Source organism: Roseibium sp. SCP14, assembly GCF_040329475.1.
In the GTDB taxonomy this organism is placed as follows: domain Bacteria; phylum Pseudomonadota; class Alphaproteobacteria; order Rhizobiales; family Stappiaceae; genus Roseibium.
Genome location: NZ_JBDZYH010000005.1, coordinates 138,971 through 156,085 on the forward strand (window position 1 = coordinate 138,971; position 17,115 = coordinate 156,085).

At 59.0% G+C, this 17,115-nt stretch carries 13 protein-coding genes; 6 read left to right on the forward strand and 7 right to left on the reverse strand.

Annotated elements, in window-relative coordinates:
- The first annotated feature begins 69 nt into the window (after positions 1 to 69).
- Together ABLQ08_RS20790 and ABLQ08_RS20795 are read left to right on the forward strand one after the other, a co-directional pair.
- On the forward strand, positions 70 to 429 hold the full coding sequence (locus ABLQ08_RS20790) for an MmcQ/YjbR family DNA-binding protein (protein WP_352945827.1): 360 nt from the start codon (positions 70 to 72) through the stop codon (positions 427 to 429).
- Positions 419 to 1,606, forward strand: coding sequence for an MFS transporter (locus ABLQ08_RS20795; RefSeq protein WP_352945829.1), 1,188 nt, complete (start codon positions 419 to 421; stop codon positions 1,604 to 1,606). The genes ABLQ08_RS20790 and ABLQ08_RS20795 overlap by 11 nt, the downstream gene beginning before the upstream one ends.
- A 2-nt stretch (positions 1,607 to 1,608) precedes the next feature.
- Here the strand turns inward: ABLQ08_RS20795 and ABLQ08_RS20800 are convergent, their stop codons facing one another.
- The 5 genes from ABLQ08_RS20800 to ABLQ08_RS20820 form a co-directional block, all read right to left on the reverse strand.
- Positions 1,609 to 2,742 carry a DNA alkylation repair protein gene (locus ABLQ08_RS20800; protein ID WP_352945831.1) on the reverse strand — a complete coding sequence of 378 codons (1,134 nt, stop codon included), beginning with the start codon at positions 2,740 to 2,742 and terminating at the stop codon, positions 1,609 to 1,611.
- A gap of 286 nt (positions 2,743 to 3,028) precedes the next feature.
- The gene (locus tag ABLQ08_RS20805) at positions 3,029 to 4,105 is read right to left on the reverse strand and encodes a sn-glycerol-3-phosphate import ATP-binding protein UgpC (RefSeq protein ID WP_352945833.1); all 1,077 of its coding nucleotides are present in this window, start codon (positions 4,103 to 4,105) and stop codon (positions 3,029 to 3,031) included.
- 8 nt (positions 4,106 to 4,113) lie between these two features.
- Positions 4,114 to 4,956, reverse strand: coding sequence for a sn-glycerol-3-phosphate ABC transporter permease UgpE (ugpE, locus tag ABLQ08_RS20810; protein ID WP_352945835.1), 843 nt, complete (start codon positions 4,954 to 4,956; stop codon positions 4,114 to 4,116).
- A 10-nt stretch (positions 4,957 to 4,966) separates the two neighbouring features.
- A complete protein-coding gene (locus tag ABLQ08_RS20815) occupies positions 4,967 to 5,848 on the reverse strand; it encodes an ABC transporter permease subunit (RefSeq protein ID WP_352945837.1) in 882 nt (293 codons plus the stop codon).
- Positions 5,849 to 5,959: 111 nt separating this feature from the next.
- Positions 5,960 to 7,270: an extracellular solute-binding protein gene (locus tag ABLQ08_RS20820; RefSeq protein ID WP_352945839.1), complete on the reverse strand. Its 1,311-nt coding sequence runs from the start codon at positions 7,268 to 7,270 to the stop codon at positions 5,960 to 5,962.
- Between the two features lie 639 nt (positions 7,271 to 7,909).
- On the opposite strand from ABLQ08_RS20820, the gene ABLQ08_RS20825 reads away from it, so the two are divergent.
- From ABLQ08_RS20825 to ABLQ08_RS20835, 3 genes are all read left to right on the forward strand, one after another.
- Positions 7,910 to 8,482, forward strand: coding sequence for an ImuA family protein (locus tag ABLQ08_RS20825; protein ID WP_352945841.1), 573 nt, complete (start codon positions 7,910 to 7,912; stop codon positions 8,480 to 8,482).
- Positions 8,436 to 9,902 carry a DUF6504 family protein gene (locus ABLQ08_RS20830; RefSeq protein ID WP_352945843.1) on the forward strand — a complete coding sequence of 489 codons (1,467 nt, stop codon included), beginning with the start codon at positions 8,436 to 8,438 and terminating at the stop codon, positions 9,900 to 9,902. Before ABLQ08_RS20825 ends, ABLQ08_RS20830 begins: the two co-directional genes overlap by 47 nt.
- A gap of 205 nt (positions 9,903 to 10,107) precedes the next feature.
- Positions 10,108 to 13,494 (forward strand): error-prone DNA polymerase, encoded by a 3,387-nt coding sequence (locus tag ABLQ08_RS20835; RefSeq protein WP_352945845.1) that lies wholly within the window; start codon positions 10,108 to 10,110, stop codon positions 13,492 to 13,494.
- Positions 13,495 to 13,808: 314 nt separating this feature from the next.
- Here ABLQ08_RS20835 and ABLQ08_RS20840 read toward each other — a convergent pair whose 3' ends face one another.
- The gene (locus ABLQ08_RS20840) at positions 13,809 to 14,828 is read right to left on the reverse strand and encodes an NADP-dependent oxidoreductase (protein WP_352945847.1); all 1,020 of its coding nucleotides are present in this window, start codon (positions 14,826 to 14,828) and stop codon (positions 13,809 to 13,811) included.
- A 197-nt stretch (positions 14,829 to 15,025) separates the two neighbouring features.
- Positions 15,026 to 15,976 (reverse strand): haloalkane dehalogenase, encoded by a 951-nt coding sequence (locus ABLQ08_RS20845; RefSeq protein WP_352945849.1) that lies wholly within the window; start codon positions 15,974 to 15,976, stop codon positions 15,026 to 15,028.
- Between the two features lie 106 nt (positions 15,977 to 16,082).
- Between ABLQ08_RS20845 and ABLQ08_RS20850 the strand changes: the two genes are divergently transcribed.
- Entirely contained in the window at positions 16,083 to 16,985 is a 903-nt protein-coding gene (locus tag ABLQ08_RS20850) for a LysR family transcriptional regulator (RefSeq protein WP_352945851.1), read from the forward strand.
- Positions 16,986 to 17,115 lie beyond the last annotated feature (130 nt).

The following is a 17,115-nucleotide window of genomic DNA, read 5'->3' on the forward strand; positions in this document are numbered from 1 at the left end:
ATCATGCGTGAGAGGTCACTGTTGGCACCAACTTTCCCGCCCGCACTTATTTCGAAAAACGAGCTTTCCATGACCCGCGATGAATTTGATGCCTTTTGCAAAAAGCTGACCGCCACCACCCATGTCATTCAGTGGGGCAATGCGTCGGTCTGGAAAGTTGGCGGCAAGATCTTTGCGATCTGCTCCGGTTGGGGCGAAGGCGATTTTCCGCGGTTCAGTTTCAAGTGTTCGGACATTTCCTATTCCCTGCTTACCCAGCAGGAAGGGTTGATCCCGGCGCCCTATCTTGCCCGCGCCAAATGGGTTCAAATGGAAGAGGAGGGCGCGCTCTCCGACGACGACCTGAAGGCCTATATCGAGGCGGCACACAAGATCATCGCCGCCAAACTGACCAAGAAAACCCAGAAAGAACTCGGCCTTGCAAGCTGACTTTTCCGGCAAATGGCGTTCTCTCACGCTGCTGATGCTGGCCGAGATTGCCGGCATGAGCCTGTGGTTCATGTCCGCCGCAATCCTGCCGGACCTTACCCGCGAATTCGACATTTCCGAGTTTCGCCAGGCGGCGCTTTCCAGTGCAGTGCAGATAGGTTTTGTCGCCGGTGCGCTCGTCTCCGCTCTTCTGGGACTGGCTGACCGGATCGATCCACGCCGCTTCTTTGCCGCCTGCGCAATTCTTGCCGCCTTCTTCAACGCCAGCCTGCTTGTTGTCGAACCGGGCGGTTCGATATCCATTCTGGCGCGTTTCATAACCGGTGCACTGCTTGCCGGTGTCTACCCGGTCGGCATGAAAATCGCGGTCGGCTGGGGAAAGGCGGATCGCGGCTTTCTGGTCGGAACACTCGTTGGCGCTTTGACCCTCGGATCGGCGGCTCCCCATCTTCTGGCGCTTCTGGGCGGCACGGACTGGCGCTGGAGCCTGAGCGTCGCTTCCCTGGCCTCGGCAGCCGGCGGAGTTGCCTGCCTGTTTGCCGGACTTGGGCCATTTCACGCCAAGGCGCCGCGCATGAAGATGAAAGCCGTTCTGACCGCATGGACGAACCCGAAAATCCGTTATGCCTATTCCGGCTATCTCGGTCACATGTGGGAACTTTATGCCATGTGGGCGTGGATTGGTGTCGCGCTGACCATATCATTCGCCGGTCAGATGTCTTCCGAAGCAGCTCTATCCCTGTCGCGGCTGATTGCCTTTCTGACCATTGCCGCGGGGGGAGTTGCAAGCGTCATTGCCGGTATCGTTGCCGACCGCGTCGGCAAGGCCAACATCGCAATCCTTGCCATGGCAGTGAGCGGCAGCGCCGCAGTCGCATCCGCGCTCACCTTTGGCGGCCCCGCGTGGATGACGATCATCTGCGTGCTCATCTGGGGCGCGGCCATTCTGCCAGACTCTGCACAGTTTTCAGCCCTCGTTGCCGACTATTCTCCACCTGACCAGGCCGGCAGCCTGATGACCTTCCAAACGGCCCTCGGCTTTGCACTGACGTTTTTCACGGTGCAGTTGACGCCACTGGTGGCTGACTGGATCAGCTGGCCAGGCGTTTTCATCATCATGGCGATTGGACCAGTGCTTGGGATTGTGGGGATGCTGAGGTTGAAACGGATTGGGTAGTTTCATCCAACGCTCGGCATCACCAGTTCAAACTCCGAATACCCGAAATCCTGACCGTTGATCCTGAGGCTGACGGCCTGTGTGCCACCGTAATAGACCCGGGTGGTGATCGGCCTGATGGGATGCTTGCGCGATAGCGTGACGGCTTCACCCGGAGCCAGTTTGACCTTGGTCCATTTGAAGACCTTGGGAGACAGGGTGCCATTCGCCTTCCTGAAATGGATCAGATAATCGAGCACGAGATTCTGGGGTTCAGAAGACGTCGACTTCATCTCAATCTGAAAATCCATTGAGTTGCCGTACTGAACCGTTCTGGTCGTCACCTCCGGCTCGTTCAAGGCAATTTCGGGAGGATTGAGACCAAAGGCTTTCAGCGTTGCCGGATGCCCCTGCTTGACAAGGGAGCGGCAAGCATGGCGGACGAGTTTTTCTCTGTCTTTATCCGCATCCTTGAGCCAGCGCGCCGCGATTTCTGCGACCAGATCTGGATGATCCTTGGCGATATCGTTCAGGTGATTGGCGACCGACCGTCGAACATATTCTTCTGGATCGTCTTTCAGCGCTTCCAGCAGCGGCAGCGTCGGCGTCGGATCTCCGACCAGCTGCTTCAGCCGCATGCCCCAGGGCAGGCGCGGCCGGGTGCCTTCCGAGACCAGCCGGCGGACGTGAACGCTCGGATCGTTCACCCACGGCGTCATGATTGACAGAGCACGTTCCTGATCCTTGTCCAGAAACGGGCGAACTTCGAATTCCGCCGTCGCCCGTTTGGTCATTTCCTTCAGCAAGGCAAAAGACTTTTCAAAGTCCTCCAGGCCATGATCGGCCACGATCATGCCAAGGGGCATCATGCCCCAGCCGCGAATGCCTTCTTCATCGCTCGACCGATCGACACCTTCGTTTTCGAGCGGATGCAGGACAGATCGCAGAATATGGAATTTCCCGTCGAGAGGATCCGGCAGGATCCTGGCGGTTTCATCGGCAATCAATCTGGCGCGCTGCTTCAGTTCCAGACTGGACAGTTCCGCGAGAATTACAGCCTCGTAGCTTTCGCGATCGAACCCTTCCAGATGACGCTCGATATGCATTCCGAGACACTGCACAAGGTCCGGTGAGATCTTGTTTTTGAATGGTTCCATCTGCTTGTCCCTGAGCCCGCCTTGATCGTTCACCCTGTGTGCCAGAGGACGCTCACCGGTCCTAGTCTCTTCCTGCCACACTCCTGACAAGCACCGTCAGGAGGCTTAAGCCTGTCTGTCTCCACAGATCGGAGCTTTTTCGGCCCTGGCGCGCACCACGCTTGGCAGGAATGACGAATATGGACAAATGATCCGTCCCATAGAAAAAGCCACCCCGGTCGCCCGGAGTGGCTTTTTGAGACGGGCAGCACCCTCGTCTGCCACCCTTCCCGTATCGGATTTGCCGTCAGTCGACCCGGCGGCCGGTATCGGCATCGAAGAAATGCACGTCCTTGGCGGCTGCCTTCAGGTACATCTTCTCGCCTGGTTCGTGATGTGCATGGCTTGAAACGCGCACGACCAGTTCCGGTCCGCCATTCGGGAAACTTGCATAGACAAAGCTTTCCGCGCCGACCGGCTCGAGAACATCAACATTGACTTCCAGGTTGATGCCATCGCCATCGACCGGGCTGTCGACCACTTCCAGATGCTCCGGGCGGATACCGACAATATACTTGTCCTTGCCCTTGGTATTTGCACCCGACAGGCCTTCGCTGCCTTCAAGCGCAAGACCACTGCCGTTTGACTTGACGTTCAGAAGGTTCATCGCCGGAGAGCCGATGAAACTTGCCACAAAGGTGGAGGCAGGCTTGTCGTAAACATCGATCGGCGCGCCAATCTGCTCGATGTTGCCGCCGTTCAGGACCACAAGCCGGTCCGCCAGGGTCATGGCTTCCAGCTGGTCGTGGGTCACGTAGACGCTGGTGGTGCCGAGCGACTGCTGCAGGCGCTTGATCTCAACGCGCATCTGCACACGCAGCTTGGCATCCAGGTTGGAAAGCGGCTCATCGAACAGGAAGGCAGCCGGTTCACGAACGATGGCGCGGCCCATGGCCACACGCTGACGCTGGCCGCCGGAAAGCGCCCGCGGCTTGCGGTCGAGATAATCGCCAATCTCCAGAATGCGTGCGGCTTCCTTCACGCGGCGGTCGATCTCATCTTTCGCCATGCCACGGTTTTTCAGGCCGTAGGCAAGGTTGTTGTAGACGGACATATGCGGGTAAAGCGCATAGTTCTGAAACACCATTGCGATGTCGCGGTCGGCCGGATCAACCTTGTTGACCAGACGATCGCCAATCTTGATTTCTCCGGTGGTGATGTCTTCCAGACCCGCGACCATGCGCAACAAGGTGGACTTGCCACAGCCGGACGGACCAACCAGAACAATGAACTCGCCGTCGGCAATGTCGATGGAGACGCCTTTGACGGCCTCCACATTGCCCGCATACACCTTACGGACGGTGTCGAGAGTAATCGTTGCCATTTAAAACCTCACTTATCGCTCTCGACGAGCCCTTTAACAAACCAGCTTTGGAAGATCACCACGATGAGAACCGGCGGCAGCATGGCCAGGATTGCCAGCGCCATTGCCTCGTTGAAGGCCGGGATCTGTGCCCCCACCCAGACCTGCAGGATCTGCTTGATACCGCGAACCAGGGTGAACAGGGATTCGTCGGTGGTGATCAGGGTCGGCCAGAGATACTGGTTCCAACCAAAGACGAACATGATGATGAAGATGGCCGCGATCATCGTCTTGGACAGCGGCACCAGAATGTCCTTGAAGAACTTCCAGGGACCGGCACCGTCGATGCGTGCGGCCTCCAGCAATTCATCCGGAACGGACATGAAGAACTGCCGGAAGAAGAACGTTCCTGTCGCAGACGCAATCAGCGGCACGATCAGACCGGAGTACGTATTCACCATGCCAAGCGACTGTACGATCTCGTAGGACGGCAGAATGCGAACCTCGAGCGGCAGAAGCAGCGTGGCGAAGATGATCCAGAAGCAGAACGACGCGAACGGAAAACGGAAGTAGACGATCGCGTAAGCGGCCAGCATCGAGATGATGATCTTGCCGATGGCGAAGCCGAAGCCAAGGATCATCGAGTTCTTCAGCATAACGAAGCCATTGACTTCCTTGGTGAAGCCGCCGGCCTGGAACAGGACGGTTTCGTAGTTCTCCAGGAACTTGTCGCCCGGCAGGAACTGGACGCCGCCCTTGTAGATCGCGATCGCGTCGTGCGTGCTCGTGATGAAGGTCAGAACCACCGGCGCAACCATGAAGAAGACGCCGGCAAGAAGGATCAGATGGTCCGAAATCTTGAGTTTGTACATATCCGCCCCCTTACGTGTAGTGCACGCGCCGCTCGATCAGGCGGAACTGTATGATTGTAAGGATGAACACTAGCGCCATCAGGATCACGGACTGGGCCGAAGAACCACCAAGGTCGTTGCCGCGGAAACCGTCCAGATAGACCTTGTAGACGAGCGTCACCGGGTTGTTGCCCGGCTCGTTTTTCACGATGACGTCGACGATACCGAATGTATCGAAGAAGGCGTAGGTGATGTTGATGATCAGCAGGAAGAAGCCTGTTGGTGCCAGCAGCGGGAAGGTCACTGTCCAGAACCGGCGCATACCGGAACGGCAATCGATGCTTGCAGCTTCCTGTACCGACCTTGAAATGCCCTGAAGCCCTGACAGGAAGAAGATGAAGTTGACCGGGATCTGCTTCCAGACTGCGGTGACGGTCATCGCGAAACTGGTATCGAAATAGTTCACGCCGATCTGCATTTTCCAGCCGAACATCGCAAACAGGTCAACGATCGGGCCGACATGCTGGTCAAACAGCAGAACCCCGATCAGACCGGCGACGGGCGGTGCGACCGCATAAACCCACATGAGCAGCGTTTTATATGTCGAAGCCCCGCGCAGAACCTTGTCGGCCTTGACTGCCAGCAGCAGGGCAATGCCCAGCGACAGGAAGGTCACGAAGAAGGTGAAGACAGCGGTAAAACGCGCCACCCGACCGTAGTCGGAGGAGGTCAGCATGTCGGTGAAATTGTCCAATCCGACAAAGGTCGAGCCGAAGCCAAACGGATCTTCCAGATAGAAAGACGACTGGACAGCTTCCGCAGCGGGCCAGAGGAAGAAGATCGTCACGATGGCGAGCTGCGGCAGAAGCAGCATGTACGGCACCAATCGGGACTGAAACTGAACTTTTTTCATTGCGTCACCGGAAACGGAGGAAGCGGACCACCAGTAAAACAGTTGGCCCGCGTCCTCTCAAGGAAATGGGGGCGCTGTTGGCGCCCCCAATAAGGGGTAGTTCAGATCGGCTTAGTTGCCGGTGGTCTTGGAGAAACGCTCCAGGAGCTTGTTGCCGTCCGCTTCGATGGTTGCGAAAGCGTCTTCAACAGAGGTTTCACCGGACATGATCTTACCGTATTCACGGTTCATGACGTCGCGGATCTGGACGTAGAAGCCCATACGGTAGCCCTTGGTCCACTCACCACCCGGCAGGGTCAGCTGCTTGATGCCGATTTCAGCTGCCGGAGTGCTTTCATAGTAGCCGTCTTTCTTGGCCATCTCGTAGGCAGCGTTGGTGATCGGCACGTAACCGGTTTCCTTGTGCCACATGTACTGGACTTCCGGAGAGGTCAGGTACTCGAAGAAGGAAGCGACACACTTGTTTTCTTCGTCCGGCTTGCCGGCCATGGAGAACAGAGCCGCGCCACCGATGAAGGTGCCGGTGCCTGCGCCGTCAACGGCATCCCAGTAAGGCAGGTAGGTCGCGGAGAACGGGAAGTCGACGGTCTTGGAAATGCCACCGAAGGACCCCGAAGAACCGAGCCACATGGCAACCTTGCCTTCGTTGAACGGGGTCTGGTTGTCGCCCCAGCCGGTGCCGTAGTAGCCGAACAGGCCATCGTCCAGCCAGCCCTTGACCGCGTTGAAGTGGTTCTTGATCGGCTCACCGAAGACCAGCGTGGTGTCCTTGGAACCATCGTAACCGTTGTTGTTGGTTGCGAACTGCAGGTTATGACGGGACTTGAAGTTTTCGGTGAAGATCCACGGCAGGTGAGACTGAGCGAGCGGAACGTAACCGGCTTCCTTCAGCTTCGGTGCGATGGCTTCGAACTCTTCCCAGGTCTTCGGAGCTTCAACACCGGCTTTTTTCAGAGCGTCGACATTGTAGTAGAGGATCGGGGTGGACGAGTTGAACGGCATGCCGATCATCTTGCCGTCGCTGTCGGCATAGAAGTAGCGAACGCCATCGATGTAATCTTCGATGTTGAATTCTGCACCGGCGTTTTCCAGGATGTCCTGAGCCGGAATAACAGCGCCTTTGGCGCCGATGATGGTTGCTGCGCCTGCGTCGAAGACCTGCAGGATGTTCGGCTGCTCACCGGCGCGGAATGCTGCGATACCGGCGGTCAGGGTCTCTTCGTAGGTGCCTTTGTAGACCGGAGTGATCTGGCAAGCGTCCTGGGAAGCGTTGTAGCCGTTTGCAATGTCGACAACAACTTCACCCAGACGGCCGCCCATTGCGTGCCACCAGGCAATGTCGGTCGCCGCATAAGACGCGGAGGAGGTGCCCAGGAGGGCTGCCGCAGCGACGAGGCTGGCGACTGTTTTACGATAAGCCATGTTCATTTGCTCCCATCTAGAAGGGCGTTTCGGCCCCGGTCAGCAGTTTGTTTTCTTGACGCCGAAATGGCTCGATCAGCATCAGAAACGATAGCGCCTGCGTTTCGTATTGTTTTCATATGAACGTTATATGACGCTCATATGAACATTAAAAGACGCCTTGACCGCGTGTGCAAGAGGGAATGAATCAATTTCTGCAATTGCCGCCTGCCTGTTTTGGCAAGGTTCCGCTTTTTTGCCGCCCGTCAGGTCGTACCAATCATGAGGTTCACCTGCCTGCGGCGCCAGCGGAACGCTGCGGCACCCCTGCTTTTCCGGCCTTCAGGAAGCTTAGCCAGCTCGGACGAAAACGGAAAGCCTTTCATATGACTGAGAAACAATAAGAGGCCAGCCGCGGAAAGAGATCCGGTTTTCAACTCATGCGATTCTCCGCCTTGGTTACGCTCAAAGGTGGAAACTCCAAATATCTCACAACTCCTGCCCTGTACTTTTCGCGTGCCCGGTTTCGAATCGACTCCAGTTGAAACGCTAGCGAAACCGGCGTTCCAAGCTTTGCCTGCGGATGGAAAATGCAAAGCCGGTTTCTCTGTCAGAACGCTTCGGCTAAGCTTCTTTCGTCTTTCACTGAAAAAGTATTCCATGTCGTTACCGTTTTCGTCCGTCTATCCATTGAAACGCTCCCGCGCGCATGAGGTTTGCGGCGAAGGCGGGCTGGTGTTTGCCGCCATCAGCGCCGGTCAGGCGACGGGAGCCGTCGTCTGGGTGTCGGAAGAGTGGCGGCCAACGGTCAATCCGGAAGGCCTTTCTCCCTATTGCGATCCCGGCAAGTTGCTGATCACGCGCGCGGGCAGTCAGCTCGATGTTCTGGCAAGCGCCGAAACGGCTCTCAGGTCCGGTGCGGCCGGTCTCGTGGTTGCCGAGGTCAGCGGTGCCATCGGCCTGACGGAGGGCAGAAGACTGCAGCTTGCGGCGGAAGCCGGACGCACGACAGGCCTTCTGATCATTCCGGAAGGCGCGGGCAGCAATGCCGCGGAAACCAGGTGGCGCTGCGACGGACTTTCCGCGCCTCACACCCCTTGTCAAAACAGCCACGACTCGACTCACTGGCGCTGGTCGCTTATAAAGAACAAAATAGGAACATTGTCGGAATGGGTAGTCCGTTGGGATGCAGCGTCGCATCGTGTCATTGTGGTTTCCAAGGCTGGCGGCTGAGCGTTCTCAGCGCGCCAATCCTGTTGATGCGCCTTTTGCCCTGACCCTTTTCGACCGCAATTCCGAGCGGATTTACGACCTTTGCCCACGTGCGGAAGACTTTGGCCTGCAGCGGGGCATGACGCTGGTCCATGCCCGCAGCTTCTGCCCCTCCCTCCTGACAAGGCCGGCGGACCCGGAAGCCGATCAGCGCTTCTTGAGGCTGTTGGCCCGGTGGGCCACGCGTTATTGCCCCTGGGTCGGGCTCGACGGGCGGGACGGCCTGTTTATGGACATCACCGGATCGGCGCACCTGCTAGGCGGAGAAGAGCCTCTTCTGGACGATGTCCGGGCCCGGCTGACCCGCGCGGGCCTGACCGCCCGGCTTGGCCTTGCCGGCACGCCGGGGGCTGCCTGGGCACTGTCTCATTTTGCCGAAGGCATTGCCAAACCCGACGAGACCCTTGCCCGGATCGGCCCGCTGCCGCTGGCGGCCCTGCGCCTTTCCCAGGAAATCTGCACCAACCTGGAACGCCTTGGCATTGCGACCGTTTCCGAGCTTTACAACCTGCCCAGGGCAACCATTGCCCGGCGTTATGACCAGAGCGTGCTGCGCCACCTCGATCAGGCGCTCGGCGCCATCGGAGAGCAGATCTCCCCCCTCAAGGACGAGCAGAACTTTGCCGTCCGGATCACCCTGCCCGACCCGATCGGCCTTCTGGACGATGTCATGGCAGGCACGCGGCGCCTGCTCAACCATCTGTGCGCCCGGCTGGACACGGCCCAGAAGGGCGCGCGCCTGCTCAAGCTGACCTTCCGCCGGGTGGACCAGGAAAACCAGTCGGTCGAATTGCGGCTGGCCCGTCCGATGCGCGATGCGGAGCGGATGCTGGCTTTGTTCGAGCGTGGGGTGAGTGCGGTCGATGCCGGCTATGGCATCGACATGATCCGGCTGGAGGCCGTCCAGATCGAAGAGCTCGGCATGCGCCAGCTTGACCGGGCGCAGGGCCGGGAAAAGGACAGCCTCGCCGACCTGATCACCCAGCTCGGCAATCGTGTCGGCCTTGAAAACATCCTGCGCTTTGCCCCCGTCGACAGCCATATCCCCGAATGCAGCTTCAAGCTGGTTCCGGCGGCCTACAGCAATCCGGTGCGTTCATGGCCGAGCAGACGCCCCCGTCCCTTGAGGCTGTTTCCGCCCGAACCCATTCTTGGCGATGGCCCGCAGCCGCCGGCCCGTTTCCGCTGGCGGGGCCGGTCGCTGACGACGGCCGAGGCAGAAGGTCCGGAGCGGATCACTCCTGCCTGGTGGGAGGATAACGACAGCTGGGCCCATGGTCTCAGGGACTACTGGCGCGTCGGTACCCGCCAGGGCCAGCGGCTGTGGCTGTTTCACACGCCGCAGAATCCGGGCTGGTTCGTGCAAGGGGAGTTCGGCTGATGACCTCGTCCGCTTTCCAGCATCAGAGGCAACCGCTCTCCCCCCCTCCGATTGTCCTCCCGGACGCAGCGCAGCGGAGAACCGGGATCGGGGAGCCGGGGTCTTTCGGGTTAAACACACCGGAAACACAAGGCCCTGTGCCTCTCCGGCCCCGGTTCGCACTGCGCTTGACCGGGGTGACGATGGATAAAAGAGGGAGGCCGCAATGACCTCCCATGTCATTCCCGACAGCCTCCATTGGGACATTCCCCGTTATGCGGAACTGTGCGTCACGTCCAATTTCACCTTCCTGCGCGGAGCCTCCCATCCGGAGGAACTGGTGACCCGCGCCGCCTCGCTTGGTCTGGATGCCATTGCCATTACCGACTGGAACTCGCTGGCCGGGGTCGTCAGGGCCTATTCGGCGCTGAAAGAGATCAGACGGACGACCGAAGAAGGCGTCCAGATCCGTTCCCACACCCAGGTCGACCCGTCCTCCCGGCAGGCGAGCAGCACGGCCCCTGCCCTCATCGCGCCGGAAGTGCCGAAACTGCCACGCCTGATCGTCGGTGCGCGGCTGGTTCTTGAAGACAGCCCGCTGGACTGGCTGGCCCTGCCCACCAACCGCGCCGCCTATGAGCGGCTGAGCCAGTTGCTCACCCTCGGCAAGCGGCGGGCGGAAAAGGGCGACTGCCATCTGGAATTCGCCGATCTTCTGAATTTCTGCAAGGGCCTGATCTTCATTGCCCTGCCGCAGTTCGACCATGCTGAAACCGAATTTTGTGAGGCGGCTAAGAACCACATCCGCACGCTGCGCCAGGAGGCGCCGGGCCATGTGTTCTTGGGGGCGGCACCGCGTTATGACGGCACCGATCAGGCCTGGTTCCGCACCTGCGCGAAAACCGCCCACAGCCTGGCGACGCCGATGGTTGCCATCGGCGACGTACTGATGCACCGGGCGGACCGGCGGCGGGTTGCCGATGTGCTGACCTGTCTGCGCGAGGGCTGCACCATCGACGAGATCGGCACCCGCGCCCTTCTGAATGGCGAACGGCGGTTGAAGTCGGCCGGTGACATGGCCCGGCTCTACCGTCACCATCCGGCAGCCCTGCGCCGGACCATTGAAATCGCCACCCGCTGCAGCTTCGACCTGTCCGAGCTGTCTTACGAATATCCGGACGAGATCAGCGACGGGGAGAGCCCGCAGGACCGGTTGGAGCGGCTGACCTGGCAGGGCCTTGAAAACCGCTACCCCACCGGGGTCCCCGCGCATGCCTCGACGCTGGCGGAAAAGGAACTGAAGCTGATCGCCAAGCTCAAGTTCGCCGCCTATTTCCTGACCGTTCACGACATCATGCAATTTGCCCGCCGACAGGAAATTCTGTGCCAGGGGCGTGGGTCGGCGGCCAATTCCATTATCTGCTATGCGCTCAGGATCACCGATGTCGGGCCGGAAACCATCACCATGGTGTCGGAACGCTTCATCTCCGAGCACCGGGGCGAGCCGCCGGATATCGATGTCGATTTCGAGCATGAGCGGCGCGAGGAGGTGATCCAGTATGTTTACGAAAAATACGGCCGCCACCGGGCCGGGCTCTGCGCCACGGTGATCCATTTCCGCACCCGCGCCGCGATCCGCGAGGTCGGCAAGGTGATGGGACTGAATGCGGATGTCACCGCGGCGCTTTCCGGCCAGATCTGGGGCAGTTCCAACAAGGGCCCGGAGGAAACCCGCGTCCGGGAACTGGGGCTGGACCTTGCCAATCCACGGGTGATCCGGACCATTGAGCTGATCCGCGAGATCATCGGCTTTCCGCGCCATCTCAGCCAGCATGTCGGCGGGTTCGTCATCACCCAGGGGCGGCTCGACGCGCTCTGCCCGATCGAGAATGCGGCGATGGAAAACCGCACGGTGATCGAGTGGGACAAGGACGACATCGACGCGCTCGGCATCCTGAAGGTGGATATGCTCAGCCTCGGCATGCTGACCTGCATCCGCAAGTGTTTCGACCTGCTTGAGGATCATCACGGCCAGAACCTGACCCTCGGCACCGTGCCGCAGGCCGATACCGACACTTACGACATGCTGTGCAAGGCCGATGCGATCGGCGTCTTCCAGGTGGAAAGCCGGGCGCAGATGAACTTCCTGCCGCGCATGCGCCCGCGTGAGTTCTACGATCTCGTCATCGAGGTGGCGATCGTCCGCCCCGGCCCGATCCAGGGCGGCATGGTGCACCCCTATATCAACCGGCGGCAGGGCAAGGAGCCGATCAAGTTCCCCTCCAGGGAACTGGAAGAGGTGCTGGGCAAGACCCTTGGCGTGCCGCTGTTTCAGGAACAGGCAATGCAGATTGCCGTGGTCGCCGCCGGGTTCACGCCGTCGGAAGCCGACAAGCTGCGCCGGTCCATGGCGACCTTCCGGCGCATGGGCACCATCGGCCAGCTTCGGGACAAGTTCATCTCCGGCATGATCGAACGTGGCTATGAGCTGGAATTCGCCCAGAACTGCTTCGGCCAGATCGAGGGTTTCGGCGAGTATGGCTTTCCGGAAAGCCACGCGGCGGCCTTTGCCATGCTGGCCTATGTCTCGGCCTACCTGAAATGCCATTACCCGGCCGAGTTCGCCTGTGCCCTTCTCAACTCCCAGCCGATGGGCTTCTACGCCCCGGCGCAGATCGTGCGCGATGCCCGCGACCACCAGGTGGAGATCAGGCCGATCTGCGTCAACCAGAGCTCATGGGACAGCACGCTGGAGCGGCGCAGCGACGGGGCATTGGCCTTGCGGCTCGGCTTCCGCCAGATCAAGGGCATGCGCGAGGAGGATGCGGACTGGATCGTGGCCGCGCGCGGCAACGGTTATCCGGACACCGAGACCCTGTGGCTGAGGACCGGCGTACCTCCGGCAACACTGGAGCGATTGGCCGAGGCCGACGCCTTTGCCGGCATGGGGCTCAGCCGCCGGGCGGCGCTGTGGCAGGTGAAGACCATCCGCAGCCCGAAACCGCTGCCGCTCTTCAACGATCCGATTGACGGCGAAGCGATCTTCGAGCCCGACGTCATCCTGCCGCCGATGCATCTGGGCCAGGAGGTGGTGGAGGATTATCTGTCGACCCGTCTGACGCTGCGCGCCCATCCGATGGAACTGCTGCGCCCGCATATTGCGAACCTCACCGCGCATGACCGGCTGGCCCGCGTCTCGCCGCGCGAGGCCCGGAATGTTTCGGTCTGCGGCCTCGTCATCACCCGCCAGCGCCCGGGCACCGCCTCCGGCGTCATCTTCCTGACGCTGGAAGACGAAACCGGCGTTTCCAACGTGGTCGTCTGGCCCAAGATGTATGAAAGGTTCCGCGCCGCCGTCCTCGGCGGACGCCTGCTAAAGGTCCGTGGCCGCCTGGAGCGCGAGGGCATCGTCGTACACCTGATTGCCGACCATATCGAAGACTGCTCCCACAAACTCACCCTTCTCGGCCACCCGAAGGACGACATTCTGGTCGAGACGACAGCCAAGACCGACGAGGTGCCGGTGCACCTGAAAGCCGACACCCCCAAACCCCGCGCCTTCCACCCGCGCGAGCAGGCAAAGAAGCTGTTCCCGAGCCGGGATTTTCATTGAGGGGTGGTTTCGGTGAGCGTGTGAGTTTGAGGTGGTTTGTTCCGGGTTCTGCCATGCGGGCAAGGCACCAATTGGATACGCCTTATGTAAACGACGCTTCGCGGACCTTTGAGAGATTCAGGTGCCTCCGAGCCCACCCCGGAAGTGGTTCCTGTTATCCCGCCGCAATTGGAACAGCACACAGGATGAAACGGGTATCTGTCTATGTCTGTCATTCGGTCACTGTGAGACAACAGCAAGAAAGAGCCGCGGTCAGATGACATTCACGCGAATACCGCCGGGGAATTCGGAATACGCATCATAGCTGGATGAAATTAATGCAGTTCAGCTGATACGCGCAGGACCAATTTACCCCTCACATGTCCTCCCTCCAGTTTTTCGTGTGCTCGTGCGACGTCGTTCAGTTCGAAGGGCTCAGTGGGGGGAAGCCACATTCCACCGGCGTCTACAATATCAATCAACTTTTGCAGTTCTTTGCCAAAACGCGAGTCATCGACGTAAGCCAAGATTTTGGTAGCGCCGCGTTCCTTCGCTTCAGCAATGCTCGCTTCGATGTCACCGTCATCCGTCAACGTTGCGATACTGACAAGCTTTCCACCTTGCTTTAGCAGGGCAATGGGGTCAGTGAGAGAGTCGGCACTGATCGCGTCGACTATCAAATCAACGCTCTTCGGCGCCCATTTGGCGATTTCGTCGCTGATATTCTGGGTTTTGTAGTCAATTAGGAAATCGGCTCCCAGAGATCTGACATACTCCAAATTGGCACCACTGCAGGTCGTGGCCACGTCTACACCAGCCCACTTGGCCAGTTGAACTGCAAAACTGCCTACACCACCGGAAGCACCGTTAATCAATATTTTTCGGGTCTCTCCCTTTTTTAACGCGCCCTTGTCAGCAGCAAACAGTGCCTGCCAGGCTGTGATGCCTGCGATAGGTATCGTGGCCGCAGATTCTAAAGTCATTTCTGACGGAATCAACGCAACACGCTGTTTATTGACGACGAGATATTGTGCGTAGGAACCAGGTTTTCCCGCAGTAAATTGATTGGTTCCTGAAACGACTCTGTCGCCCTCTGAAAATTCAACAACGTTTTCACCCGTCGCTACTACGATCCCCGAAGCGTCAAGCCCGAGAACCAGAGGAAACGCTCCATTGGGCAATGCCGACTCAAGGTAACCAGCTCGCATTTTCCAATCAGCGGGATTGACTCCCGCGAATGCCACTTTGATCAGTACGTCGTCCGCCTCAAGTTCAGGTATTGGACGTTGTACAATCTCGAATGTCTCCGCACTGCCCCATTGATTTATGACAGCAGCCATCATTGATTTAAGCATGGTTCCGTTCTTCCATTAGTTGATCACCCTAATTCTTGCAGGGTTTGGTCTCCCAAACGGCTGGGTTATCAATCGTGGCTGTGCTTTGTGCCGCTGGTTCCGCCAGTGATGACGGCAATCTTGTCCTTCAGTCGGTTCACGCTGTTCCTTTTCAGAAATTCTTGTCGGGTGGGAAGAATCGGCACACCGGCTTCACGTCAATTGCGCGTGAGCCACTCGGCCAGTGCCCTGCCGATCTCGTCGGGATAATCTTCCTGAACGAAATGCCCGCCTTGACCCAAAAACACCGTCTCGAGGTTCTTCAGTGTTTTCTTCAGGTGTTCAGCCTGCGCCATCGGAATGATCGCCCCGGGATCGACATGGAACATCAGCTTCGGCAGGTCGCTTGCCAGCAGCCAGTCATTGTTGGCCCTTGCCACCGTATCGACGTCCGCCGGCTCCCCCGCGACGGGAATTTCGCGCGGCCAGTCCAGCAGGATCTTTCGGCTTTCGGGCGTCGGGTAATAGCGGTTGTATTCAGCCATCACCGCATCGGGGAGCGGCCCGTTGGGGCTGCCGTGGCGCATGAACTGATCCAGAAGGATGTTCTGCTTCATGACCATTTCCTCGCCGACGCCGGAGGTTTTGACGTTGCGGACGAATTCGGCGAACGGTCCAAGGGCCTCGTAGCTTTCGTAGGGAATAAAGGGCGGCGTCATGGCTTCCATGAAGGCGATGGCCGAAATCCGCTCAGGGCGCGTACGCGCATAGTGCCAGCCAAGGCCCGATCCCCAATCGTGGATCACCAGCACAGCATCGCTGAGATCGAGCGCATCCAGAAACGCAAAGAGATATTCCGCGGTATCGGCATAAGTGTCGGTCAGCACCGGCTTGTCGCTATCACCCATGCCGATCAGATCCGGGGCGATGGCGCGATGGCCGGTGGAAACATAGGGAATGATGTTGCGCCACAGGAAGGACGATGACGGGTTCCCGTGCAGGAACACGACCGGGCGACCCTCACCGACATCGACATAGGCGACTTTTTGCCCCCGAACGCTCATATAGGCTTTTTCGGGCAGGCTCACCGTTGCGGCCGATCCGGGCAAGGGCATCGCCGCCATGGCAGCGGCCGAGGCGGCATTTTTCAGAAACGATCTGCGGTTCATCGTTATCTCCGTCATTTGGTCTGCCCGAAATTTATGTTAATCAGCAGATACATAAACTGCACATTTTTGAACAGAATGTTCCAAATATGAAACATAAGGATGAACCATGCGACCGAGCGACTGGGAGACGATGCCGTTCTTTCTTGCCGTGGCGCGCGGCGGCAGCCTGCGCGCGGGCGCGGCATTGATGAATGCCAACCACGTCACCGTGGACCGCAATATCCAGATCCTGGAAGCAAGCTACGGCGTTCAGCTTTTCACCCGTTCCCGGCGCGGATTTCAGCTGACGACAGCGGGCGAAGCGCTCCTGCCGCTGGCTGAAGAAGCCGAGCGAATTTTCCTGGGCGCGCGGCGGCGGGTCGACGGGCTGGACAGGAGCGAAACCGGAACGATCCGGTTTTCGCTTTCCCCGATGATGGCCTATGACGTCGTCGCACCCATTCTGGCGCGTTTTTTTAAGGCCTATCCCGGGATCGATATCGAGTTCCGCCTAACCGACAGGAAGGAGGACATCAACCGGGCCGAAACGGATGTTTCGCTGCGCGTCGCCTATGAGGTGACCGACGACGTAGTCGCGCGCAAGCTCTATCCCATCGCGATCGGCACCTATGCCAGCCGAAGTTATCTTGAGACCGCTGTCTTAAAGGCTGAATCCGATGGGGCTGGGCTTTACTGGCTTGGTTGGACCGGGCCAGGCGAAAATACCGAATTGCTTCGTCAGTCACCATTTCCGTTGGCTGCTGTCCGCCATGCTTCCGACGAAGGTTACATGCATTTGAGCTTGCTCAGACAGGGGTGTGGCATGTCAAAGCTCCCGGTTATCTATGAGCACCTGTACCCTGATCTGTGTCAGGTTCCTGGCACTGAGATGGAATTGAGTCGCACTCTTTGGATATTGCTTCACACGGATTTGCGCCGCACAGTCCGCGTTCGAAGGTTTGTGGACTTCCTGGCGGAAGAGTTGCGTGAATTGCAACCCAAAATGCAAGGGACGCTCTATCGCAAGTGATGCGTTTTGGAATTGTGACGGCATCTGGCTAACCCACAGGCTCGGACCAGGATCGATCCCATCTGGAATTTCACCTGTGTTGAGACGTTTCCGAGCAACACCACGCTTGGTCAATTCACGCGCGCTGAGA